Origin of the sequence: Agrobacterium sp. a22-2 (genome assembly GCF_012276985.1) — a bacterium.
In the GTDB taxonomy this organism is placed as follows: domain Bacteria; phylum Pseudomonadota; class Alphaproteobacteria; order Rhizobiales; family Rhizobiaceae; genus Allorhizobium.
On record NZ_JAAXMM010000006.1, the window covers coordinates 64,557 to 88,190 of the forward strand.

Annotated in this window: 24 protein-coding genes and 1 riboswitch; of the genes, 13 read left to right on the top strand and 11 right to left on the bottom strand. The window is 61.5% G+C overall.

Going from position 1 to position 23,634, the window contains the following annotated elements; genetic code table 11:
• Positions 1–72 precede the first annotated feature (72 nt).
• The 3 genes from HFC70_RS10920 to HFC70_RS10930 all read left to right on the top strand — a co-directional run bounded on the left by HFC70_RS10920 (position 73) and on the right by HFC70_RS10930 (position 1,613).
• Positions 73–720: a glutathione S-transferase family protein gene (locus tag HFC70_RS10920; protein ID WP_168473273.1), complete on the top strand. Its 648-nt coding sequence runs from the start codon at positions 73–75 to the stop codon at positions 718–720.
• A 160-nt stretch (positions 721–880) separates the two neighbouring features.
• Entirely contained in the window at positions 881–1,066 is a 186-nt protein-coding gene (gene rpmF / locus HFC70_RS10925; RefSeq protein ID WP_007604390.1) for a 50S ribosomal protein L32, read from the top strand.
• Between the two features lie 139 nt (positions 1,067–1,205).
• The gene (locus tag HFC70_RS10930; RefSeq protein WP_168473274.1) at positions 1,206–1,613 is read left to right on the top strand and encodes a hypothetical protein; all 408 of its coding nucleotides are present in this window, start codon (positions 1,206–1,208) and stop codon (positions 1,611–1,613) included.
• An 80-nt stretch (positions 1,614–1,693) separates the two neighbouring features.
• Here the strand turns inward: HFC70_RS10930 and phaR are convergent, their stop codons facing one another.
• On the bottom strand, positions 1,694–2,266 hold the full coding sequence (gene phaR, locus HFC70_RS10935; RefSeq protein WP_168473275.1) for a polyhydroxyalkanoate synthesis repressor PhaR: 573 nt from the start codon (positions 2,264–2,266) through the stop codon (positions 1,694–1,696).
• Between the two features lie 238 nt (positions 2,267–2,504).
• Between phaR and HFC70_RS10940 the strand changes: the two genes are divergently transcribed.
• The 3 genes from HFC70_RS10940 (at position 2,505) to HFC70_RS10950 (ending at position 4,972) form a co-directional block, all read left to right on the top strand.
• The gene (locus HFC70_RS10940) at positions 2,505–3,686 is read left to right on the top strand and encodes an acetyl-CoA C-acetyltransferase (protein WP_168473276.1); all 1,182 of its coding nucleotides are present in this window, start codon (positions 2,505–2,507) and stop codon (positions 3,684–3,686) included.
• A 144-nt stretch (positions 3,687–3,830) separates the two neighbouring features.
• The gene (locus HFC70_RS10945) at positions 3,831–4,556 is read left to right on the top strand and encodes a beta-ketoacyl-ACP reductase (protein ID WP_168473277.1); all 726 of its coding nucleotides are present in this window, start codon (positions 3,831–3,833) and stop codon (positions 4,554–4,556) included.
• Between the two features lie 68 nt (positions 4,557–4,624).
• Positions 4,625–4,972 carry a hypothetical protein gene (locus HFC70_RS10950; protein ID WP_168473278.1) on the top strand — a complete coding sequence of 116 codons (348 nt, stop codon included), beginning with the start codon at positions 4,625–4,627 and terminating at the stop codon, positions 4,970–4,972.
• A 225-nt stretch (positions 4,973–5,197) separates the two neighbouring features.
• On the opposite strand, the gene HFC70_RS10955 is transcribed toward HFC70_RS10950, so the two are convergent.
• Both HFC70_RS10955 and HFC70_RS10960 read right to left on the bottom strand, forming a co-directional pair.
• Positions 5,198–5,455 carry a YMGG-like glycine zipper-containing protein gene (locus tag HFC70_RS10955; RefSeq protein ID WP_210259229.1) on the bottom strand — a complete coding sequence of 86 codons (258 nt, stop codon included), beginning with the start codon at positions 5,453–5,455 and terminating at the stop codon, positions 5,198–5,200.
• Positions 5,456–5,492: 37 nt separating this feature from the next.
• Positions 5,493–5,648, bottom strand: coding sequence for a DUF3309 family protein (locus HFC70_RS10960; protein WP_168473279.1), 156 nt, complete (start codon positions 5,646–5,648; stop codon positions 5,493–5,495).
• Positions 5,649–6,459: 811 nt separating this feature from the next.
• On the opposite strand from HFC70_RS10960, the gene HFC70_RS10965 reads away from it, so the two are divergent.
• From HFC70_RS10965 to HFC70_RS10985, 5 genes are all read left to right on the top strand, one after another.
• Positions 6,460–9,546, top strand: a complete 3,087-nt coding sequence (locus HFC70_RS10965; RefSeq protein WP_168473517.1) for a helicase-related protein — start codon at positions 6,460–6,462, stop codon at positions 9,544–9,546.
• 3 nt (positions 9,547–9,549) lie between these two features.
• Complete coding sequence (locus HFC70_RS10970; protein ID WP_168473280.1) at positions 9,550–9,963, top strand: RNA-binding S4 domain-containing protein; 414 nt, start codon at positions 9,550–9,552, stop codon at positions 9,961–9,963.
• A 199-nt stretch (positions 9,964–10,162) separates the two neighbouring features.
• Positions 10,163–10,501, top strand: coding sequence for a ferredoxin FdxA (gene fdxA, locus HFC70_RS10975; protein WP_168473281.1), 339 nt, complete (start codon positions 10,163–10,165; stop codon positions 10,499–10,501).
• Between the two features lie 385 nt (positions 10,502–10,886).
• Positions 10,887–11,456 carry a CarD family transcriptional regulator gene (locus HFC70_RS10980; RefSeq protein ID WP_168473282.1) on the top strand — a complete coding sequence of 190 codons (570 nt, stop codon included), beginning with the start codon at positions 10,887–10,889 and terminating at the stop codon, positions 11,454–11,456.
• A 387-nt stretch (positions 11,457–11,843) separates the two neighbouring features.
• Complete coding sequence (locus HFC70_RS10985; RefSeq protein ID WP_168473283.1) at positions 11,844–12,701, top strand: RNA polymerase factor sigma-32; 858 nt, start codon at positions 11,844–11,846, stop codon at positions 12,699–12,701.
• Positions 12,702–12,723: 22 nt separating this feature from the next.
• On the opposite strand, the gene HFC70_RS10990 is transcribed toward HFC70_RS10985, so the two are convergent.
• From HFC70_RS10990 to thiB, 4 genes are all read right to left on the bottom strand, one after another.
• Positions 12,724–14,253 (bottom strand): M48 family metalloprotease, encoded by a 1,530-nt coding sequence (locus HFC70_RS10990; protein ID WP_168473284.1) that lies wholly within the window; start codon positions 14,251–14,253, stop codon positions 12,724–12,726.
• Positions 14,254–14,605: 352 nt separating this feature from the next.
• Positions 14,606–15,328, bottom strand: coding sequence for an ATP-binding cassette domain-containing protein (locus HFC70_RS10995; protein ID WP_210259230.1), 723 nt, complete (start codon positions 15,326–15,328; stop codon positions 14,606–14,608).
• A 1-nt stretch (position 15,329) separates the two neighbouring features.
• On the bottom strand, positions 15,330–16,991 hold the full coding sequence (gene thiP, locus HFC70_RS11000) for a thiamine/thiamine pyrophosphate ABC transporter permease ThiP (RefSeq protein ID WP_246735735.1): 1,662 nt from the start codon (positions 16,989–16,991) through the stop codon (positions 15,330–15,332).
• Entirely contained in the window at positions 16,964–17,980 is a 1,017-nt protein-coding gene (thiB, locus tag HFC70_RS11005; RefSeq protein ID WP_168473286.1) for a thiamine ABC transporter substrate binding subunit, read from the bottom strand. Before thiB ends, thiP begins: the two co-directional genes overlap by 28 nt.
• A 45-nt stretch (positions 17,981–18,025) precedes the next feature.
• Positions 18,026–18,141, bottom strand: a riboswitch (TPP riboswitch).
• A gap of 104 nt (positions 18,142–18,245) precedes the next feature.
• On the opposite strand from thiB, the gene HFC70_RS11010 reads away from it, so the two are divergent.
• Positions 18,246–20,024, top strand: a complete 1,779-nt coding sequence (locus HFC70_RS11010; protein WP_168473287.1) for an ABC transporter ATP-binding protein/permease — start codon at positions 18,246–18,248, stop codon at positions 20,022–20,024.
• A gap of 7 nt (positions 20,025–20,031) precedes the next feature.
• On the opposite strand, the gene HFC70_RS11015 is transcribed toward HFC70_RS11010, so the two are convergent.
• The 4 genes from HFC70_RS11015 to HFC70_RS11030 all read right to left on the bottom strand — a co-directional run bounded on the left by HFC70_RS11015 (position 20,032) and on the right by HFC70_RS11030 (position 23,326).
• On the bottom strand, positions 20,032–21,861 hold the full coding sequence (locus HFC70_RS11015) for an ABC-F family ATP-binding cassette domain-containing protein (protein WP_168473288.1): 1,830 nt from the start codon (positions 21,859–21,861) through the stop codon (positions 20,032–20,034).
• 4 nt (positions 21,862–21,865) lie between these two features.
• Positions 21,866–22,516 (bottom strand): thiamine diphosphokinase, encoded by a 651-nt coding sequence (locus tag HFC70_RS11020; protein ID WP_168473289.1) that lies wholly within the window; start codon positions 22,514–22,516, stop codon positions 21,866–21,868.
• Between the two features lie 84 nt (positions 22,517–22,600).
• Complete coding sequence (rpsU, locus tag HFC70_RS11025) at positions 22,601–22,849, bottom strand: 30S ribosomal protein S21 (RefSeq protein ID WP_168473290.1); 249 nt, start codon at positions 22,847–22,849, stop codon at positions 22,601–22,603.
• 195 nt (positions 22,850–23,044) lie between these two features.
• Positions 23,045–23,326: a cold-shock protein gene (locus tag HFC70_RS11030; protein WP_168473291.1), complete on the bottom strand. Its 282-nt coding sequence runs from the start codon at positions 23,324–23,326 to the stop codon at positions 23,045–23,047.
• A gap of 29 nt (positions 23,327–23,355) precedes the next feature.
• On the opposite strand from HFC70_RS11030, the gene HFC70_RS11035 reads away from it, so the two are divergent.
• Complete coding sequence (locus HFC70_RS11035) at positions 23,356–23,601, top strand: hypothetical protein (RefSeq protein ID WP_168473292.1); 246 nt, start codon at positions 23,356–23,358, stop codon at positions 23,599–23,601.
• The last annotated feature ends 33 nt before the right edge of the window (positions 23,602–23,634 follow it).

The window sequence follows — 23,634 nt, forward strand, 5'->3', positions numbered from 1 at the left end:
CAAATGGCGTTGGTCGCGGCGGCCAAAGCAGCCTAATTTGAGGCCAACGGCAGGCAGCGCAAGGGCCACATCATGAGCGATTTTCTTCTCTACATCGGCAACAAGAACTATTCCTCCTGGTCGTTTCGGCCGTGGATCGCGCTGACGGCGGCGGGCATCGACTTCGAAGAGCGGTTGATCCCCTTCGATTTTCCGGCCGACAATCCGCGCATCAAGGAAATCTCGCCGACCGGCCGCGTGCCGATCCTCTATCATGGCGATGTGCACGTCTGGGAATCGCTGGCGATCATCGAATATGCCGCCGAGGTCTATCCGGATGCGGGTCTTTGGCCTGCCGACCGAGGCGACAGGGCGGTGGCCCGTGCCATCTCGATGGAAATGCTGTCGGGCTTCCGGGCGTTGCGCAATGCCTGCCCGATGAACATGCGCCGGCCGGTCGGCACCATCGCCTTGCCCGACGGCGTGATGGGCGATGTCGCGCGCATCGAGGCGATCTGGCGGGAGCAGCGCGCTCGTTCGGGCGGCTCCTTCCTGTTCGGTGACTTCTGTGCGGCGGACGCAATGTTCGCGCCGGTCGTCAATCGGTTTGCGATCTACGACCTGACGCGCGATGCCGATACGCTGGATTACATGGCGGCCATGCAGGCGCATCCCGCCTGGATCAAGTGGCGCGATGCAGCGCTCGCCGAGATCTGGATCGTGCCGGAAGATGAGGCCTGAGCCCGGTTCGCTGGCGGAGGGCGCAAAAAATATGGCCGGGGGACTGGTCAAAGCCCGGTGCGGCATGTATAAGCGCGCAAAATTCCGAGATCGAGACGGATGCTGTTTGGCCTCATCTGGGCCGGGTTTTCTGTTTTGTCCGTCATGTGGAGTAGTTGAAATGGCTGTACCTAAAAGAAAAACAAGCCCGTCGAAGCGCGGTATGCGCCGCTCTGCTGACGGCCTCAAGGCCCCGACCTATGTCGAGGACAAGAACTCCGGCGAACTGCGTCGCCCGCACCATATCGATCTGAAGACCGGTATGTATCGCGGCCGTCAGGTTCTGACGCCGAAGGAAAGCGCATAAGACTTGCGCGCATCCTTGTTATGAAAAAAGGTCGGCTCGCGCCGGCCTTTTCTTTTTTCGTGACGTCATTCCTCCGCCGCAAATCTTGGGTTATGTAAGCAGAAGACAATATTGTTTTGTTTCTGCGAGGTTGAACTTCATGATTGCTGCATTTCCGCTGATGCTCGTTCCGTTTGTTCTCTACAATCTCGCCATGATGGGCTTGTTCGGACAGGGCGGTATTGCTGCGCTGGACCACCAGATCCTGTCGCTCTCCATGCTGTCGGGCGCCGTGTGGACCCTGTCGATGGGCGACCTGTTCATTCTGGTGGCGCTTGCCGTGCTGTTCGTGGAAATCCTCAAAGCCACCCGTCACGGATCGGGTTCGCTGATCAACCACATGCTGTCGATGCTGGTCTTCGTGGCGTTTCTGGTCGAGTTCCTGCTGCTGCAGGGCGCGGCCACACAGATCTTCTTCATCCTGATGATCATCACGTTCATCGACGTGGTCGGTGGCTTTGCCGTGTCGATCCGCACCGCCGGTCGCGACGTGTCGATCGGCCTTTGACGCAATCGGCTAATACCAAGTCCTGACCGATCGCCAGGAGAACGGCTCATGTGCCGGCCGTTCTCCCGGCGCTTTTCGTTTTAGAGATTGTCGAGCTTGGTCTGAAGGTTGCGAAGCTGTTCCTTTAACTCGTCGATATCCTTGGCCTCGGCCTTCTTGGTTTCCTTCGGCGGCTGCGGCGTCAGGAAAGGCGAGAACATCTGCATGGCCTGGTGGAACATGTCGGTGTTGCGCTTGACCTGTTCTTCCATCAGCTGGATGGGAGTCTGGATATTCTTCGACAGCGGTTCGCCGAAAGCCTTGGTCATCTGCTCGCGCATCTGCACCTGCTGTTCGGTAAACGCCTTCATGGAGTGTTCGAGAAAGCTCGGAACCACCATCTGCATCTGGTCGCCGTAATAGCTGATCAGCTGGCGCAGGAAGGAAATCGGCAGCAGCGTATTGCCCGTCTTGGATTCCTGCTCGAAAATGATCTGCGTTAGCACGGAATGGGTGATGTCCTCTCCCGACTTGGCGTCCTGTACCGTGAATTCCTCCCCCTTCTTCACCATTGTCGCCAGGTCTTCCAGCGTCACATAGGTGCTGGTACCCGTATTGTAGAGGCGTCGATTGGCATATTTCTTGATAACGATTTCGCCATCGGCTTTTGCCATTTTTGTCTCCTGACCCCACGTAATATAATTGTTTTTGCTCTTCCCGACCTAAGTGTAATCGCAAAGGGCGCGCTGTGACAATCTCTTTGTGCATTGCAGAAGTTGCGGTTGACGAATGTCACGTGTTTCGGTCGGCGCCACAACTAAGGAATGAAACCGGGCCGTGTCTTCCTGTTTGACTCTGGCCGAAAGCTTTGTCAGTTTCGGTGCAGAGCAAAAGAAAAGTGAGGAGACGTCCATGACCAATCCATCCATCGTGATCGCCAGTGCCGCGCGCACGGCTGTCGGGTCCTTCAACGGCGCATTTGCGAACGTGGCGGCCCATGATCTTGGCGCCGTAGCGATCAAGGCCGTGCTTGAGCGGGCCGGTGTCGAAGCGGGCGAAGTCGACGAAGTCATCCTCGGACAGATTCTGACGGCCGGCCAGGGCCAGAATCCGGCACGGCAGGCGGCCATGAAGGCCGGCATTCCGCAGGAAACCACCGCCTGGGGCATGAACCAGCTGTGCGGCTCCGGCCTGCGCGCCGTGGCGCTTGGCATGCAGCAGATCGCCACGGGCGATGCCAAGATCATCATCGCCGGCGGCCAGGAGTCGATGTCCCTGGCGCCCCATTGCGCGCATCTGCGCGGCGGCGTGAAGATGGGCGACATGAAGATGATCGACACCATGATCAAGGATGGCCTGACCGACGCCTTCTACGGCTATCACATGGGCGTTACCGCCGAGAATGTTGCCCGGCAATGGCAGTTGACGCGGGATGAGCAAGACGCCTTCGCGGTTGCCTCTCAGAACAAGGCCGAGGCAGCGCAGCTGGCCGGCCGTTTCAAGGACGAGATCGTTCCGGTCGTCGTTCCGGGACGCAAGGGCGACGTGACCGTCGATGCGGATGAATATATCCGGGCCGGCACGACGCTGGACAGCATGACCAAGCTGAAGCCCGCCTTCGACAAGGAAGGCACGGTCACGGCCGGCAATGCATCGGGGATCAATGACGGCGCTGCGGCCACGCTGCTGATGTCGGAGACGGAGGCCTCGCGCCGCGGCATCGTGCCGCTCGCCCGTATCGTCTCCTGGGCCACGGCCGGCGTCGATCCGAAGATCATGGGCACAGGTCCCATTCCGGCATCGCGCAAGGCGCTTGAAAAGGCCGGCTGGAGTGTCGGCGATCTGGATCTGGTCGAGGCCAACGAGGCCTTCGCGGCCCAGGCCTGCGCGGTCAACAAGGATCTCGGCTGGGATCCGTCGATCGTCAACGTTAACGGCGGCGCCATTGCCATCGGCCATCCGGTTGGCGCGTCCGGCGCGCGCATTCTCAACACGCTGCTGTTCGAGATGAAGCGGCGCGGCGCCAAGAAGGGCCTTGCCACCCTGTGCATTGGTGGCGGCATGGGCATCGCCTTGTGCGTGGAGGCGTTCTGAGCCCTCGCCGTTAGGGTCTTGGCAAGTGCGTTGCTGCCCGATGCTTCGGGTAGCGCGCTTGTCGGCCAGTTGTCGTTGAGATCATTCAAAACAACCGGGCAGAAGATCCGGATACCGTAAAAACTGAGCAAGGGAGGAATTGATATGAGCAGGGTAGCACTGGTTACGGGCGGAACGCGCGGTATTGGGGCGGCGATTTCGGTGGCGCTCAAGGCGGCCGGATATACGGTCGCGGCGAATTACGCGGGCAATGAAGAGAAGGCCAAGGCCTTCGAAGCGGAGACTGGTATTCCCACTTTCAAATGGGATGTTTCTGATTATGCCGCTTGCGTTGCTGGGATAGGCGCGGTCGAGGCGGCGCTTGGACCCGTGGAGGTCCTGGTCAACAATGCCGGCATCACCCGTGACGCGATGTTCCACAAGATGACGCCGCAGCAGTGGAACGAGGTGATCAGCACCAATCTTTCCGGCCTGTTCAACATGACTCATCCGATCTGGTCGGGCATGCGCGACCGCGGCTTCGGGCGCATCATCTCGATCTCCTCGATCAATGGCCAGAAGGGCCAGATGGGTCAGGTCAATTATTCCGCCGCCAAGGCCGGCGATCTCGGCTTCACCAAGGCGCTTGCCCAGGAAGGGGCCGCCAAGGGTATTACCGTCAACGCCGTCTGCCCCGGCTATATTGGCACGGAAATGGTGCGGGCAATCCCGGAAAAGGTTCTGAACGAGCGGATCATCCCGCAGATCCCGGTGGGTCGGCTTGGCGAGCCCGAGGAAATTGCCCGCTGCGTCGTGTTCCTGGCCTCGGACGATGCCGGCTTCATCACCGGCTCGACCATTTCGGCCAATGGCGGGCAGTTCTTCGTGTAGTTCCAAAATATCGCTTTTCGGATCAGCCGGCTCGTGAGGGCCGGCTGATCTTTTGATCTGGAGGCCCCATGACAGCACGATACGCCACGCCGGCGGATTTTGGCCGTTCGTTGGTCCAAGCCTGGTCGCTTGACTCCTCCTCAAGCTGGACGGCGGAGAATCCGGCCAAGGGCCAATGCAGCGTGACAAGCCTAGTTGCACAGGATGTGTTCGGTGGCGATATCCTGACAACGCGGACGCCGGGAGGCACGCATTTCTATAATTGCATCGATGGCGAGCGTTTCGACTTCACCATCAGCCAGTTTTCCGCGCCGATCAGCTTCGACGATATCGTCTCGTCGCGTGAAGAGGCTTTCCGCGATACCAGCCCTCTCCAGTATTCTGCCTTGCGCCGGCAGCTCGGCCTTACAGATTAACAGACGTCCCGTGGGCCAAGCGCCAAGGCTGCGTTTTCCACCGAATCATATGGTTAACCATTTGTTATTCCACACGATGTAGCGGTGAACAAACCGGGAAAACCCGCGTATCTATGATTCGTCGCTGATTCGTTCCGGCTTTGGCCAAAGCGTTAACGTGGCGCGACATGACAGCAAAAAGCCGCCGGGTTGCGGCGGCTTTTCGGGGTATTGTGTCGCTTGATCTTAGCGGCAACGGGCTTCATAGCGGCGGCCGTAACGGTCGCGATAGATGCAATAGCCCGCACGTTCCTGCGACTGGCCGATCAAGGCGCCGGCAACACCGCCGACGGCCGCGCCGACCGCTGCGCCACCCCAGGAATTCGTTGCCACGCCGCCGATCACGGCGCCGGACGCCGCACCGATCGATGCGCCTTTTTCGGTCTGCGTGCAGGAGGCCAGCGATGCGACGAGCGCCAGTCCAAGTACAATCTTCTTCATCATGAGGATGTTCCTTCCAAGCCGGTTGTCAGTGTTAAAGTCAGATTCTGCCCATCAGCAACAGAATGATCAGGATCAGGACGACAAGTCCGAGGCCGCCGGAAGGGCCGTAACCCCAGCTTCGGCTGTGACCCCAGTTCGGAAGAGCGCCAATCAAAAGCAGAATAACGATGACGACGAGAACTGTACCTAACATGGGATCCCTCTCCATTGTTTGTTATCAATTTGGATTTCGTTCCCTAAGAATGCGTGGCGTGGATATTTGTTCCATGGCCATGTAAATTCATATCGGCGCCGGCTTGAGAGTGCGGGGCGCCAGGTCTAGCGTGCGTTGAAAGGCCGGCGATGGCGACGTCCTTTTCGGACGTTCATTCCTTTACGTGCGAGCAACTGCTGCGGCCGGCCGGAGTTAACGTGGGCCTCCCTATAGCCTCCGGTCTATGGGCCGGCGGAGACGATTCCTCTAGATATAGTGGTGAACGGAGCCGGAACATGGTGGAGTCGGTGATTCGTCTCTGATTCGTTCCGGCTTTGATCGCACGGCGTCCTGCCGGGGTTGTTAACCGGTGTCGCGGGCGGATTCGCTGAGCGAAATTTATAAATATTAGCAAATAGTTAATCGAGCAACCGTCTTGCCGGGCGGGCCCGGCAACCGAGTGTTAACAGCGGGCTGCCGTTCAGCAATTCCGGTTGCAAGGCGGATTCAGGATGCAGTGGAAAAGTCGATTGCAGGGCACAAGATGTAGCCGTGAACAAAGGCTGAATCAGGCTGGGTCATCGATTCGTCGCTGATTCGTTCGGTGCCTGTTCCGAATCTTAAAGCAGCATTTTTATGAGGCACAATCTTAAGTGGAATCACGTGATCCGCGGGGGTGTTGGCGGTGCTTGCGCATTCCCGCCTTGCCTTTGCAGGCGATCATCGCCATGTGTTGGCCTGGTTGCCGGGCGTGTTTCTGGTCCGTCGCATCCGCCATTGCAGACTGGAGCGTGCCTTGACCTCGCAACCCATGATCCTCAGCGGCCGCAGCGTCATTGCCGTGCTGGGGCCGACCAATACGGGCAAGACCCACTATGCCATTGAGCGCATGGTCGCGCACGGATCCGGGATGATCGGTCTGCCGCTCCGCCTTCTGGCGCGTGAGGTCTACACCCGCGTGGTGGAGCGGGTCGGGGTTGCCAATGTCGCCCTGGTCACCGGCGAGGAGAAGATCTCGCCGCCCAAGGCGCGCTTTTCGGTCTGCACCGTGGAAGCCATGCCACGCGAGACCAAGGCCTCCTTCGTGGCGATCGACGAGATCCAGCTGGCGGGCGATCTGGAGCGCGGCCATATCTTCACCGACCGGCTGCTGCACTTGCGCGGCCGGGAAGAGACCCTGCTGCTCGGCTCGGCCACCATGAAGCCCATTCTCCAGCAGCTCTTGCCGGGCATTACCATTGTCGAGCGGCCGCGGCTATCGCAGCTCTTCTATGCCGGCCAGAAGAAGATTACCCGCCTGCCGCATCGAACGGCGATCGTCGCCTTCTCGGCCGACGAGGTCTATGCGATCGCCGAGCTGATCCGCCGGCAGCGGGGCGGAGCGGCCGTCGTGCTGGGGGCGCTGAGCCCGCGCACCCGCAATGCCCAGGTCGGCCTCTACCAGTCCGGCGATGTCGACTACCTCGTGGCGACCGATGCGATCGGCATGGGGCTCAATCTCGATGTCGACCACGTCGCCTTTGCTCAGGACCGCAAGTTCGACGGCTATCAGTTCCGAAACCTGAATTCTGGCGAACTGGGTCAGATCGCCGGCCGGGCCGGCCGCCACCTGAAAGACGGCACCTTTGGCGTCACCGGCCGGGTCGACCCGTTCGACGCGGAGCTTGTCGAGCGGCTGGAAAGCCACCAGTTCGATCCGGTCAAGGTCCTGCAATGGCGCACGGCCGCCTTCGATTTCTCGTCCATCGCGGCGCTCAGGCGCAGCCTGGACGATGCGCCGAAGATCGGCGGCCTGACGCGGGCCTTGCCGGCCATCGACCAGCAGGCGCTTGAATATCTGTCGCGCTATCCCGAGATTACCGATCTGGCCGACCGGCCGGAGCGGGTTGGCTTGTTGTGGGACGCCTGCGCTTTGCCGGATTATCGGCGCATTACGCCGGCCCAGCATGCGGATCTGATCTCCAGCCTCTTTTCAGATCTGGCAAGGCATGGCACCGTGAACGACGATTTTCTGGCCGAACAGGTGCGCCGCGCCGATCGGACCGATGGCGAAATTGATACGCTTTCGGCGCGAATCGCACAGATCAGGACTTGGACTTATGTGTCAAACCGACCCGGATGGCTTGCCGATCCGACACACTGGCAAGAAAAGACACGGGAAATCGAAGATCGATTGTCCGATGCGCTACATGAAAGGTTGACGAAACGCTTTGTTGATCGCAGGACATCTGTGCTCATGAAGCGCTTGAGAGAGAATGCGATGCTGGAAGCTGAGATCAGTGTAAATGGCGATGTCTTCGTCGAGGGACATCACATGGGGCAACTTGCCGGTTTCCGGTTCACGCCCATTTCCGGAACCGAGGGGCCGGATGCGAGGGCCGTGCAGACGGCTGCGCAGAAAGCGCTCGGACTGGAGTTCGAAGCACGGGCGGCACGCTTGCATGCGTCCGGCAACAGCGACCTGGCTTTAAGCTCGGACGGGCTGGTGCGCTGGGTCGGCGATCCGGTGGCGCGCCTGACCGGCAGCGACCACATGCTGCATCCGCGCGTCATTCTGCTGGCCGACGAACAGCTGACCGGCAACGCCCGCGAGCATGTCGTGGCGCGGATCGAGCGCTATGTGAACCACCATATCTCGACGGTCTTGAAGCCGCTGGACGATCTGTCCCGCGCCGAGGACCTGCAGGGCCTGGCCAAGGGTCTGGCCTTCCAGCTCGTTGAAAACCTCGGCGTGCTGTTCCGCCGCGATGTCTCCGACGACGTCAAGTCGCTCGATCAGGACGCCCGCGCCTCGATGCGCCGCTATGGCGTGCGTTTCGGCGCCTATCACATCTTCATGCCGGCGCTTTTGAAGCCGGCCCCGGCCGAACTCATCACCCTGCTCTGGGCGCTGAAGAACGACGGTCTCGACAAGCCCGGCTATGGCGATCTCATTCCCGTGCTGGCGGCTGGCCGTACCTCTGTCGTCACCGATCCGAGCTATGAGCGGATGTTCTACAAGCTGGCGGGCTTCCGGTTCCTCGGCAAGCGTGCGGTGCGCATCGATATCCTGGAGCGCCTGGCCGATCTGATCCGGCCGCTGCTGCAGTGGAAGCCCGGCCAGCCCTCGCGGCCGGACGGCGCCTATGACGGCCGCCGTTTCGTGACGACGACCTCGATGCTGTCCATTCTCGGTGCCACGCCGGACGACATGGAAGAAATCCTGAAGGGCCTCGGTTATCGGGCCGATAGCGTCAAGGCCGAAGAAGCACAGGCCTTCCTGGCCGGACAGGATGCGTCTGCCGCGCCGGCTTCGGTTGCAGTTCCATCGAGCGTCGAAACTGAGGCCGAAAACGCTGACCATGACGATGCCGATGCCAGCACCGAGACCGATGCTGCTCCGGCGGAGACGACATCTGCCGAAACCGTTGCCGAGCCGGTAGCAGAAGCGGCCGCGGAACCGGTTGTGGCTGAAGACGAGACGGTGGCTCTTGTTGCCACGGGCACCGAAGCCGAACCTGTGGCCGAACCCAAGCCGGTTCTGCTGTGGCGTCCCGGTGGGCGCGGCGACGGGCAACGTCCCGCCCGTCCGCATGGCGGCGACCGCCGCGGCAACCGCAATCCGAACCAGGGCGAAGCCGTCAAGAGCGAAGGCCAGCCGGAAGGCCGCCGTGACGATCGTCGTCGCGAGGGTCAGCCCGGCAAGCCGCGCGACAAGGACGGCGGTCGCGGCAAGCAGGGCGCCCGTTCGGACCGGCCCGAGCGGCAGGACCGGCCTGAGCGGTCGAATCGTCCGGACCGCGACGGAAAGTCGCAGCCACAGCGTTTCGAGGCCAAGCCGCCGCGCAAGGAGAAGCCGATTGATCCGGATTCGCCTTTCGCCAAGCTGGCCGCTCTCAAGGAGCAGATGAAGAAGTAGGCTATGGGCGAAAACCAATCATCCCCCGGTTCGCAGCAGCGCATCGACAAGTGGTTGTTTTTCGCGCGCCTGGCCAAATCCCGCACGCTGGCCCAGGGTCAGGTCGTCTCAGGCCTGATTTCGGTCAACGGACGCAAGATCAAGCAGCCCAGCCTGGCCATTCGGCCGGGCGACAGGCTCGAAATTACCAGGCCTCTTCGCAATCTTGTGGTGGTGGTCCGCCAGGCCGGCGAGCGGCGCGGACCCTACGAGGAAGCCCGGCTGCTTTATGACGACGTTTCGCCGCCGGTGATCGCAGGGTCAACGCCCTCGGCTTTCGAGCAGGCGGTGCGCATGCCGGGTGCGGGGCGGCCCACCAAACGGGAGCGCCGGGCCATCGATCGGTTGCGCTCCGATGATCCCTGGACCGAAGAATAGAAAACTCTGCCGTGACGCGGCTATTTTCAGGACGATTTATCCTTGCTATAGGCCTGCGAAAGCATTAGCTCACAGCCCTGTCGAACCACATCGCGCGGCGTTCCGATGCCGTGCGCCTTGTTGAAAGACCCGATCATCTTTTGGGCAGCCGGCGCCGGCGCTGTGTGTCCTTGGCAAGCGAAGATTTCTGGAGTGCCGCATGACGTATATTGTGACCGACAATTGTATCCGCTGCAAATATACAGATTGCGTCGAAGTCTGCCCGGTCGACTGTTTTTACGAGGGCGAGAATTTTCTTGTCATCCATCCCGATGAATGCATCGACTGTGGCGTCTGCGAACCGGAATGTCCCGCTGAGGCCATCAAGCCCGATACGGAGCCGGGCCTTGATAAGTGGCTGAAGATCAACGCCGAATATGCGCAGGTCTGGCCGAATATCACGACCAAGCGCGATGCCATGCCGGAGGCCAAGGAAATGGACGGCGAGGCTGGAAAGTTCGAAAAGTACTTTTCGCCCACGCCTGGCACCGGCGATTGAGCCGCCGGGCCGTTTCAGGTCCGGGCTTTTGACTGGCGATGACTGGAGACCGCGCCGCTTGTGTTGTGCGGCTGTGTTGCACTGCGGTGCCACTACAGTAAAATATTGATTTCCTCATATTTTTATGATAGCGTTTTCAGACTGTTCCACTTTGCGGGCATTTGCGTGCCCAAAACTATCACGAAAGCTCACAAATAACCGAACGCGGTATCCGTGACATATTCGACGATATGGTTCCGGGTCACCGAAGCGTCGAGGGGTTTTGTTTGCCTATTCGTGTTTGGACCAGAATGGAGTCACCCGACGGTGTCCCCCGTCTCATCCGGGCCTGACTGACCCGGTCTTGGCGTGATGCCAGGAGCGTAACAGGGAGTTTTTGAAACGAATGACGACCCAGCAGAAAAAATCTTCAATGCGTCAAGGCTTCAAGACCGGCGAAGCAATCGTATATCCGGCTCATGGCGTCGGCACAATCACTGCGATCGAAGAGCAGGAAGTTGCCGGCATGAAGCTGGAACTTTTTGTAATCGATTTCGAAAAGGACAAGATGCGCCTCAAGGTGCCGGTGGCCAAGGCCGTCAGCATCGGCATGCGCAAGCTGTCGGAGACCGATTTCGTCGAGCGTGCCCTGCGTGTCGTGCAAGGCAAGGCTCGCGTCAAGCGGACAATGTGGTCTCGTCGTGCGCAGGAGTATGATGCGAAGATCAATTCCGGCGATCTGATCTCGATCGCCGAAGTGGTTCGCGATCTGTATCGTGCCGAGCATCAGCCCGAGCAGTCCTATTCCGAGCGCCAGCTTTACGAAGCCGCTCTTGATCGCATGGCGCGCGAAATTGCGGCTGTGAACAAGATGTCGGAAACCGAAGCCGTTCGTCTGGTCGAAGTCAATCTTGCCAAGGGGCCCAAGCGGGGCAAGGCAGTTGACGAAGAGGATGCGCAGGAAGAAGCCGCATAGGCTACTGCGACGACCTGTTTTTGAAAAAGCCCGGCCTTGGCCGGGTTTTTTTGTGCCTTGCCGTCGGATGGCGTCCGGCGTGGGCGACTGTCATCTTCGACAATCTTTGTTTTCCGCTGCTGTCGCGTTCCTCGCCGCCGGGAACTTTTCCGATCCCTCGGCGTTTTAGAGATGCTGAAGGCTGAACAGTCAGATCCAGGTTCGTTGGATTGCCTCTATTGCCCGTAGCAGGCGTTACCGCCCGATCCTTCGGAAGAAATGTGACTCCCGTCGGTCTTCGCGGCAAATCCAGTCATTCGGATGATGCGTATTGCCATTTGTCATATCGTCGTAACTGCGAATTTTGATTGCCATATTGTTCGTTGCAATTGCCGAATGGAGGGATCGATGAAGTCCATGCAGGCCGACAGGCGATTGATCAAATTCGCCATGGCCGCCCCCTATCTTGCCCGTGAGGAAGAGCGCGACCTTGCCATCCGCTGGAAGGAGTGTCAGGACCAGCATGCGCGCAACCAGATCGCGCTGGCGCATATGCGGCTGGTCATTGCCATGGCATCGAAATTCCGCGGCTTCGGCCTCCCCTTGAGCGACCTGATCCAGGAAGGCTATGTGGGCCTGCTGGAGGCAGCCGCCCGCTTCGAGCCGGCGCGCGACGTTCGCTTCTCCACCTATGCCGGCTGGTGGATCCGCGCCTCCATGCAGGATTATATCCTGCGCAACTGGTCGATCGTGCGAGGCGGCACAAGTTCCTCCCAGAAGGCGCTGTTCTTCAACCTGCGCCGGCTGCGCGCCAAGCTGGCGCAAGGCGACAGCCAGTTGACCGAGCAGGCCATCCACCAGGAAATCGCCAGTGCGCTGGGCGTCAGCCTCAAGGATGTCCAGACCATGGATGCAAGGCTTGCCGGCAATGACAGTTCGTTGCAGGCGCCCCTCTCGGCGGGAAGCCCGGACGGTGGCGAAAAACTCGACATGCTGGCCAGCGAGGAGATGCCGCCGGACGAGCAGGTCAGCGGCATGATCGATGGCGAGCGCCGGCTGCAATGGCTGAACGGCGCCATGACCAAGCTCAACGAGCGCGAGGTGAAGATCATCCGCGCCCGCCGCCTGTCGGAGGATGGCGCAACCCTTGAAGAGCTCGGAACCCAGCTTGGCATTTCCAAGGAGCGCGTGCGGCAGATCGAGAGCCGAGCCCTCGAGAAGCTCAAATCAGCCTTGGTCACGGCCGATCCGCACATGGCCGGCTGACGCCCGATCGGATCTGCAAGATCTATTCGGAGATCAGCTTGACCCGTGTGCCCGGCGCCAGGGTCGAACCGGTCTGCAGGGCGTTGATCAGCTTGAATAGATCGAGCTTGCGCTCCGTGCCCATCATGCGGGCGGCCAGCGTGCCGATCGTTTCACCCGGCTTTACCGTTACCACCCGGATGCGCAAGGGCTTCAGCGACTGGGCTTCCTGCGGCGTGATGCGGCGGAAGGTGGCCCGGAGCGTATCGGCTGTCGGCTGCAGCAGCGGGCTTCCTTTCGGCACGGCTGTCAGGAAGCGGAAGATCTGCGAACCGATCCGGATGACGGTGATATCGAAATCCCAGCGTTCGGCCGAGGCGCGGGCGGTTGCCGCTTCCAGGCCGTTCACCGTGGTTTCCTGGATCGTCTCCGGCAGCAGGCCGGTCACCCATCCGCTGGAAATATAGTTCGTCAGGGTGCGCTTCTGGTTGTCGGCGACGCCATCGAAGCGAATGGCGACGTCGCCGGCGCCGGTCGCCAGGACGGCTTCCACCTTATTATCGATCTGGAAGCCGGCCGGCACTTCGAAGCGGATGCCAAGGCTGCCATGCAGGAAGGTCTGGCCGCGCACATAGCCTTCCTGCGGGCTGTCGCCGTAGAGCAGTCCGTCGATGCCGTTCAGGAAATAGTCGCGGCCGCTGTCGCCGTGCGTTCCCTCAGGCCCGAAGGCTCTGGCATGTCGGCGCGCCAGTTCGACGCGCTGCGGCGCGTTGGGGTGGCTCGACAGGAAGTCGAGGCTCTGGTCGGCATCCGGGTCGACGGAGGTGAAATGGCTGTAATTGGCCATGGAATCGAGGAATCGTGCGGCGGCATAGGGATCGTATCCCGCTTCGCCGAGCATGCGAACGCCGATGACGTCGGCCTGCAGTTCCTGTTGCCGGGAGAAGGCCGCGAGCCGCAGCTTGCCACGCGCCAGTGCCTGCTTGCCGGCCAGATCGCTCGACAGGACTTCGGCGACAACGCGGCTGGCAATCACTTCGGCCTCTTCGCGCCGCTGGCGCTCGATGCCGTGATTGGCGGTGACGTGGGCCATTTCGTGGCTAAGAACGGCTGCCACTTCCGAAGCGTCGTTGGCGAGCGCCAGAAGCCCGCGCGTCACATAGAGATAACCGCCCGGCAACGCGAAGGCGTTGATGGCCGGCGAGTTGAGAATGGTGATGCGATAGGACTGGTTGGGGTTTTCCGAAACGGCCGTCAACGCGCCGGCAATGCGGGCCACGAGCTTCTCGGTCTTTTCGTCGTGATATTCGCCGCCATAGCTTGCCACGATGCGCGGATGTTCGCGTGCGCCCATCTGGGCGCGCGGATCATTCTTTTGCACTTCATCGACGATCTGCGGATTGTTCGACGGCGAAACGTTCGGCTCGTAGGACTGGTCGAAAAGCGACTGGCAGCCGGACAGCAGGATGCTGGTCGCGACCAATACCGTCAGCGGCCGGGCAATGCCCGACAGCAGAAAGCGCCGCCACGAGTGCCTGACGGCATATGCGCTAGTAATGACCATGCCCCGCATCTTTTCGAATCATCATGCCCCTGTGATAGAATTCAACGGACCCGTTGCGGAGCTTGCTCCCCGCCGTATCTGGCCGACCGCCGAAGGTCTGCCGATCCCCCTTGAAACTTTTAACATCATTTACTGCATATGGATAAAACCGCATGTCGAACAAGATGGTCTTGTAGATAAGGAAGGTCTAACCCGTTGATTGAAGATGGGACAGTGGGTTTGCGCATGCCATTCGGCCGCGTCGAAAATAAGGCGCGTCGGTCGCGATGGCTGTTCGGTCGTCTCAATCCGATGTGCGATCGCGCCATGCCTTCCCGTTTTTCCCGAATCGATTGACCCACGGCGGCCACGCGCGGTCGGATTAGGGCGCGCCTTCGCCGCGAAATGCGTCGACCTCAGGATTGCCCGACATCGTGAAGAAATCCTTGCTCGATGCATCGACCGCGATGCGTCCATCGACGACGAACAGAACTTTCTGCGACAGGCGGGCAACCTCCTGCGGATCGTGACTGACGATCAGTACGGTGTTTCCCGTCTCCCGGTGCAGGTCGATCAGCAAGTCCGCCATTGTCGAGCGCAGGCCGGGATCAAGGGCGGCGAAGGGCTCGTCGAGCAGTAAAACCGGCTTGTGGCGCACCAGCGCCCTGGCAAAGGCGGCGCGCTGTCGCTCGCCGCCCGAAAGGGTAGCTGGCATGCGGCGCTCGTAGCCCGCCAGACCGACGCGGTCGAGCGCCGAGGAGACCGCGGCGCGATCCTGGGCAGTGAGCTTCAGCGACGGGTTGATGCCGAGCCCGACATTGGTGAAGAGGTCGAGATGGGCAAAGAGATTGTTGTCCTGGAAGACGATCGAAACCGGCCGTTCGGCCGGGTGGCGCCCGGTCACGTCGTCGCCACCGATCAGCACGCGGCCGCTTTCGGGCTGCTCGAAGCCGGCGACCAGATTGAGAAGGGTCGACTTTCCGGAGCCGGACGGTCCGGCCACCGAGGTGATCGTGCCCTCTGCCAGGCTGCAAGTGAAATGGAAGGCGCGCGATCCGAGCCGCAGGCCGACATTGTCCAGATGGACGGCAATGGTACGGCTCATTTCACTGTTTCTCCTGCGCTTGCGCATGGGCGCCGCTCGTTCCGGCGATCGTCAGCGCCAGGCAGACCACACCGAGCAGCAGGGCCAGTCCGTCGGCATCGTCACTGCGATAATTGCCCATGCGGCTGTAGATCAGCCAGGGCAGGGTGGTGAGATTTTCCGAACCGAACAAGGCGACGGCGCCGAGATCGCCGAGCGACAGGGCCATGGCAAAGGACAGGGCCGTTAGGAACGGCCGTTTCAGGGCCGGCCAGTCGACCAGCCGCCAGCGGTGAAATCCTGAAATGCCGAGGCTGGCGCAAAGCCTTGTCGTGCGCAGGCGATGGGTCTCCACGGCCGGCGCCAGCACGCGCATGGCGAAGGGCAGGGCCATCAGCATGTTGATGACGACCACGATGGCCGGCGCGAAACGGCCGATATCGCCGGCTGGCCTGAGCAGCAGGAACCAGCCGGTCGCCAGAACGATAGCCGGCACCAGAAAGACCAGAAAGGAGGCGGCCGCAATGGCGGTCGACAGGGACCTGGCCCAGACCGGAGCGCGTGGCCCCGCGCCAAGCGCTGCCCGGGCCTCGATGAAGGCCATGCTGACGGCCAGCGACAGCAGGGCGGCACTGAAGGCGATGGCCAGGCTGGTGCCGGCGGCTTTGAGAAATGCCGGCTGCGACACGAGTTTCGGCAGATCGGATTGCAGCCCGGACAGGGTGATGGTGGCCAGCGGCGCGGCAAGGAACAGAAAGGCCAAGCCCAGCATCATCGCATCGGCCAGCCGGATGGCGACCGGTTTGCCGTCGAAGCGTCGTGTCGGACGGCCTTCCGCCTGGGCCTGGTCTTGCGGATTCGGAAACAGCGCCATGGCGCCGAGAACAAGGGCCGTTACGGCGATATGCAACAGCGCCAGGGACACGGCGCGACCCGGATCGAAATCGAAGCGCAGGGCCTGATAGATCGCTACTTCGATGGTGGTCGCGGCCGGTCCGCCGCCCAGCACCAGAACCAGCGTGAAACTGGTCGCGCACAGCATGAAGACAAGGCCCGCTATGCCCGGCAGCAGCGGACGCAATGCCGGCCACTCGATGAAGCGGAATACCGAGAGGGGCCGCATGCCTAGGCTGGCGCTCATCTGCCAGTATTCTGCCGGAACCCGCTCCAGTCCCGCCAGCATCAGCCGGGCCGCCAGAGGCATGTTGAAGAATATATGGGCAAGCAGGATGCCACTGAGCCCGTAGATGCTGAAGGGCTCGCTGATGCCGACCCACCGAAGGCCATCGTTGACGATACCCTGCCGGCCCCAGACGCCGATCAGGCCGAGCGCGCCGATCAGCACCGGCAGCCCCATGGGCAAAGCGAGCAGGCGGACCAGCCAGCGGCGGCCAAAAAAATGCGGCTGGCGGGCCAGGGCGCGGGCCACCGGCAGGGCGAACAGCAGCGACAGCGCTGTCGAGAGCGCGGCCTGCAGCAGCGTGAAACGCAGGATCGACAGCACGACCGGGTCAAGGAACGCCGAATCGCTGGCAGTATCCGTCTTGATCTGCAACAGGGAGACGACGGCGGCGGCGATGAACAGCGAAAGGCCGGCGAGGCTCAAAACCCCGCCGGCAATCGCCGTCCAACGCTCGCGTTGCGTCAGCATCCGTGTCAGTTCAGCGTCATGGCGGCCTGCCATTCGTCGATCCAGGCCTTGCGGTTCCTGGCCACCTCTTCAGGGCTCATGAGGAAGGTCTTGGCCGGCGATACCAACTTGCCGAAGGCCTCCGGCAGCGGCTGCGAAGTCGGGGCGGCCGGCATCATCCAATTGTTGGTCGGAATTTCGTCCTGAAAGGCCGGGCTGATGGTGAATTTCAGGAAATCGCGGGCGAGATCCTTCTGTGGCGCATTCTTCAGCAGGCCTGCCACTTCGATCTGGATGTAATGGCCTTCCGAAAAGGCGGCCGCCTGATAGCGATCGGTGTTCTCGGCGATCATGTGATAGGCCGGCGAGGTGGTATAGGACAGCACCATCGGCACTTCGCCCTTAGTGAACAGGCCATAGGCTTCCGACCAGCCGGGGGTCACCGTCAGGATGCGGGTCTTGAGCTTGGCCCAGGCCTCGTCCGCCTTGTCGCCGTAGATCGATTTCACCCAGAGCAGCAGCCCGAGGCCCGGCGTCGAGGTGCGCGGATCCTCGATGACGATCTTCTGCGAGGGATCGCCTTCGACCAGGTCCTTCATGCTGGTGGGCGGCGTCTTCAGGGCCTGGCTGTCGTAGACGACGGCGAAGTGGCCGTAGTCGTAGGGAATGAAGGTGTCGTCGGCAAAGCCGCCGGGCACGGTGACGGCGGCGGTATCGACACCATGCGGTTCGAACAGGCCGGTCGCCTTGGCCTCTTCCACTAGGTTGGTATCGATGCCGAGCACGATATCGGCCTTGGTGCCCTCGCCCTCGAGCTTCAGCCGGGTCAGCAGCGCCACGCCATCGGCGACGCCGACGAAATCCACCGTGCAGCCGCAGGTTTCTTCAAAGGCCGCCTTGATCTTCGGCCCCGGACCCCATTCGGAGATGAAGCTCTCATAGGTGTAGACGGTCAGCACTTTGTCGGCCGCCTGGACGGCGGTGGTGGCAAGCAGAACGGCGGCAAAGCCGCAGATGGTCAGCACGGGTTTTAGTGTCGGCATGGTACGCCCTCCAAATGGTGTCAAATGTCGGGACAAGGGCGTCATTCATCATGCGCGTCTAATCCCTCCGCCGGTGTTAGCCGGATCAGGTTCCGCGGGTTAGCGTTCGACGCCTCTCAGCCAATGTCCGTTTGCAGACAGAAGCACCCCGTTAGAGCAAATTTAGTCATAGCGTGGCACCATGAGCCTTGCAAGGGTGGCAAGCCGCCCATGGACATGAACGGTCAGCATGCTTATCTGATTGGAAGCTTCTTGAGATTGCCTGATGTCGATATTTGCCACGGACGATACCACGCCACCGCCGATCCTTCCGCTGACAGCCGAACTGCCGTTGTCGCAGCAGTTGAAGATGGCCGCGCAGTCGTTCCGGGCATCGGCTGTGCGCTACAAGGTCATGCTGGTGGCCGCGGCGCTGCTGGCGATCATTCTCATGACGGTCTATGCCCAGGTCCTGCTCAATCAGTGGAATGCGCCCTTCTACAATTCGCTTGAACAGCGCAACCTCACGGAATTCCTGGCCCAGTTGAAGAATTTCGGCGTGATTGCCGGCTTTTTGCTGGTACTCAATGTTATCCAGACCTGGCTGAACCAGATGGCGGCGCTCTACATGCGGGAAGGGTTGTCGCGCGACATCGTCGATCAGTGGCTCAAGGGCCGCCGGGCTTACCGGCTGTCGGTCTCAAGCCCGTTCGGCGTCAATCCCGACCAGCGCCTGCACGAGGATGCCCGCAAGCTGTCGGAAATGACCACCACTCTGTCGATCGGTCTGGTGCAATCGACCATCCTGCTGGTCAGTTTCATCGGCGTTTTGTGGCAATTGTCGAGCGATTTCGTCTTTGAGATCGGTGGACGCAGCTTTGCCATCCCGGGCTATATGGTCTGGGGTGCGATCATCTATGCCGGGGCCGCGTCCATCAGCAGCAATCTGGTCGGATCGCGACTGGCCAATCTCAATGCGGAGCGCTACGGCCGTGAGGCCGATCTGCGCTCGTCGCTGATGCGCGCCAACGAGCATCTCGAAGCCATTGCCCTGGCGCGCAGCGAGGAGACCGAGCGCCGCCGCATCAACGGCAAGATCGACGGTGTGCTGGGAGTCATCCGTCACCTGGCGATCTCGCTCACCAACCTGACCTGGATTTCCGCCGGCTTCGGCTGGCTGGCGACCATCGTGCCGATCCTGATCGCGGCGCCGGCTTATTTCACCGGAACCATGAGCTTCGGCGGGCTGATGATGGCTGCGGCGGCCTTCAACCAGGTTTATTCGGCCCTGCGCTGGTATGTCGACAATTTCGGGGTGATCGCCGACTGGCGGGCCGCTCTGATGCGGGTCATGTCGCTGCGCGCCGCCCTGACGGAACAGGACACCGCCGAGCCGAACGGTCCGCAGATATCGCTGATGCCGGGGGCGTTTGGCGAGTTGAAGCTGATCGATCTGGTCATCTCCCCCGATATCGCTGATCCCGCGGCCAAGGGCAGGTTCGGCATCGAAGAGGAGCAACCGGTCATCCGCTTCAGTGAGCGGATCATGATCAATGGTGACCAGGGGGTGAACCGCAAGCTGCTGTTTCATGCGCTGGCAGGCCTGTGGCGCTCCGGCAGCGGCACGATCCTGATGCCCGAGGAAGACCAGGTTCTGTTCGTGCCGCAGTTGGGCTACCTGCCGGAGGGGCCGCTTCGCGAACTGTTGTGCTATCCGCTCGACCCGGCTGGTTACGGCGACGCCGCGCTGATCGACGCCTTGACGCGTGTCGGGCTCGAGCGATTGGCCGGCATGCTGGACGAGACGCCGCGCTGGGACCGCCTGCTCGACAAGGACGAGCAGATGGCACTGGCATTCGCCAACATCCTGTTGCGGCAGCCGCGCTGGATCGTCCTCAACGATGTGCTGGAAGGCCTGGAATCGGACACCAGCACCATACTATCCGACATTCTGTCGGGCCTCTCCGGCGCGACGCAGATCTATATCGGCCGCTCCAGCATCTACCTCGATGCCGTCAAGCCACGCCTGCTGCATCTGAGGCGGCTGGAGCCGGTCGTGGGATAAGGAGACCCTATCCCTCGATTGCCTCGCGCAGCATTTCCAGCTCCAGCCATTCCTCTTCCATGCGGGCGAGATCGGCACGCAGCTTTTCGGTCTCGGCGGCCAGCTTGTTGAAGGTCGCGGGGTCCTTGGTGAAGAGTTTTGGATCGGCCATCCTGGCCTCGTGGGCGGCGATCTCCGCTTCGGTCTTGGCCATCTCCTTCGGCAGATTTTCCAACGCAAATTTCTGCTTGAAGGAGAGTTTGGCCTTGCCCTTGTTGCTGCCATCGGAAGATTTGGCCGAACCATCCGACGTCTTGGCCTTTTCGGCCTTCTCCGCGCGCTTGCGGTCGTCTTCGGCGCCCTTGCGCTGCGCCAGCATGTCGGAATAGCCGCCGGCATATTCGATCCAGCGGCCGTCCGGCGCGTCGGGATCGGCAGGCGCGATGGTCGATGTCACGGTGCGGTCGAGGAAGTCGCGGTCATGGCTGACCAGAATGACCGTGCCGGGATAGCCGGCGACGATTTCCTGCAGCAGGTCGAGCGTTTCGATGTCGAGGTCGTTGGTCGGCTCGTCTAGGATCAACAGGTTGGAGGGCCGTGCCATGATGCGGGCCAGCATCAGCCGGGCGCGCTCGCCGCCGGACAGGTTGCGGATCGGCGTGCGGGCCTGTTCCGGCTGGAACAGGAAGTCCTTCATATAGCCCGTCACATGCTTCTGCTCGCCGTTGACGAGCAGGTTGTCGCCGCGGCCGTCGGTCAGGTAATGGGCCAGCGTATCCTCGAGGTTCAGGTCCTCGCGCTTCTGGTCGAGGACGGCGATCTCCAGATTGGTGCCGAGCTTGACCATGCCGCTGTCGGGTTTCATCTGGCCGGTCAGCATTTTCAGCAGCGTCGTCTTGCCGGCGCCGTTCGGGCCGATCAGGCCGATGCAATCGCCGCGATGCACGCGGATCGAAAACGGCGCGACGATGGTGCGGTCGCCATAGGTCTTGGTGATACGGTCCGCCTCGATCACCAGCTTGCCGGATTCACGGCCTTCGGTGACGGCAGCCGTGATGGTGCCCTGCGGACCCTTGTGGCCGCGATAATCGGCGCGCAGGCTCTGCAGATTGCCGAGACGCCGCATGTTGCGCTTGCGGCGCGCTGTCACGCCATAGCGCAGCCAATGCTCCTCGCGCTGGATTTCCTTGCCGAGCTTGTGCTGCTCGATCTCTTCCTCTTCCAGAACCTTGTCGCGCCATTCCTCGAAATGGCCAAAGCCGCGGCTGAGCCGCCGGGACAGGCCGCGGTCGAGCCAGACGGTGGCTGTCGAGACCTTTTCGAGGAAACGCCGGTCATGGGAGATCAGCACGAGCGCGCTGCGGGTCTTCTGCAGCTCGCTTTCCAGCCATTCGATGGTCGGCAGGTCGAGATGGTTGGTCGGCTCGTCGAGCATCAGGATATCGGGTTCGGGCGCCAGCACGCGGGCGAGTGCCGCCCGGCGGGCTTCGCCGCCCGACAGGCTTGCCGGGTCTTCCTGGCCGCTCAAGCCCAGATGCTCGAGCAGATAGGTGACGCGGTAGGGATCGTCGCCCGGCCCGAGACCCGCTTCGGCATAGGCCAGCACGGTCTTGAAGTCGCCGAAGTCCGGCGCCTGCTCCAGATAGCGGATGGTCGAGGAGGGATGTCTGAAGACTTCCCCCGACTGGGCTTCCACCAGGCCGGCGGCGATCTTCATCATGGTCGATTTGCCGGAGCCGTTGCGGCCGACAAGGCAGATCTTGTCGCCGGGCTCCACCTGCAGCGAAGCGCCGTTCAACAGCGGCGCGCCGCCGAAGGACAGGAAGATATCGTCGAGTTTCAAAATGGGAGGCGCCAAGGGCTCAAGCTCCTGAGAGATCATAAGGTCGGGCCAACAGCACCGCATCGCCGCTTTGCAGCGACAGGGCGATAGTGCCATTGGCGACATTGGAAATGGTGCGGGACGAGCCGAAAGGCAGCGTGAAATCCACAAGCGGATAACGCGCATTGCGGATCGACAGCCCGCGGAGATCGGTGAAGCCGAGAACGGAGAACAGGGACCCTTCGGGAAGGTCGAGGCTCATGTCGCCGGGCAGCAGCGGATAGGCTTCCTCTTCGCCCGAGGTCAGCATCAGCTTCAGCCCCTGCCTGGCAAATTCTACACCCTGCAGCAGATGCATCAGGGCGTGATCGGAGCGCTCGCCGCCCAGCGCGCCGGCCAGGATCAGCCGCGTTGCGCCACGCTTCAGCGCTTCGCCGATGGCAATGGCGCCATCGGTTTCGTTCTTGGCGGCCGGGTAGGGCATTTTTTCGACATCGGGGAAATTTTGCGCCAGGGTGTCGGATGTGCTGTCGAAATCGCCCACCCACAATTCCGGCGTCGCACCCAGCATGGCTGCATGCCGCATGCCGCCATCAGCCGCGATGAAACGACTGCCCGAGACTGCCGCCTTGAGGCGATCGGTCAGGGTCAGGTTGCCGCCCAGCAGGATGGTGAAGGTGTTCTGCGTCATGGGCCAAGCCCATAGCGCATCTGAGGGCAGAAGGGAAAGGGCGTTCCGCGGTGCAGGCTGCCGTGCGGAACGCCTCTGTCGAAATCAGCGTGCCGGAGCCGCTCCAAAGACCTTTTTCTTCGGGGCCGGCAGCAGGCCTTCGCGCTGCAATTGCTTGCGCGCCAGCTTGCGGGTCCGACGAATGGCTTCTGCCTTTTCGCGGGCGCGCTTTTCGGAAGGCTTCTCGTAGGCCGAACGGGCCTTCATTTCACGAAACAGCCCTTCGCGCTGCATCTTCTTCTTCAGAACCCGAAGGGCCTGTTCGACATTGTTGTCTCGGACTAGAACTTGCACTTTCTCTCCTTGGCGGGCCGTTGCCCAAACGCGAAAGCCGGACGAGGTCCGGCGGGCACATCGGCGGTTAAAAACAATAGAAGCGCTGAAATCAGCGCGGCTTACCATTCTTCGGGGTTTCTGCGTTTTTCATCTGCGTCTGAAAAGGGGAGGCTGCCGCGGAGGAAGGCTTTTCCTTGTCCTTCTTCGGCTTTCTCACTTCTTTGTTCGTACGCTGCTGGCCTTTAGCCATGTACCTGTTCCTTTAATGTTTGGCGACGGGGTGCTGCCTGTGGTCGGCGAGCGCCCGGAATCGATCTCGTCCTCGGCAATGCTGCGGTCGAAATTCTCCGTATCGAACCGGATCCTGTACCGTCGGCTGCCCTGAGATTCCGGCATGGCCGCCAGAATCCGGCAATCGCCCGAGGGTTTTGCGGTTCGCACCGGTCCATCCTTCAAGACGATATGGTCGCCGGCCTTGTACAGGTGCCTGCTCATCGGTCTTCTCCTTGGGCCCCTGGCTCCAAATGCTGCAGGCTGCCGATCGATTCGGCGCTCGTCTGCATCTCTCTGCCCTGCGCCCGGTGTCACCCTCCGCATCGCCAAACCTGGAAATTCAGCGAGATCGGTTGTTCGGCTATCGAAATTTAGAAAAAGGCGGCGCATCCGGACAATGCGCCAATCCCTCTTTTGCCCGCAAGGGCGCGCCCAGCGAATGGGTGAGCGTAATCACTTTTCACCCTGACAGGTTCACGCCGCAATACAAGGGCTAAATCGGAAAACTGTGCCGTGCCGCTACATTTAAT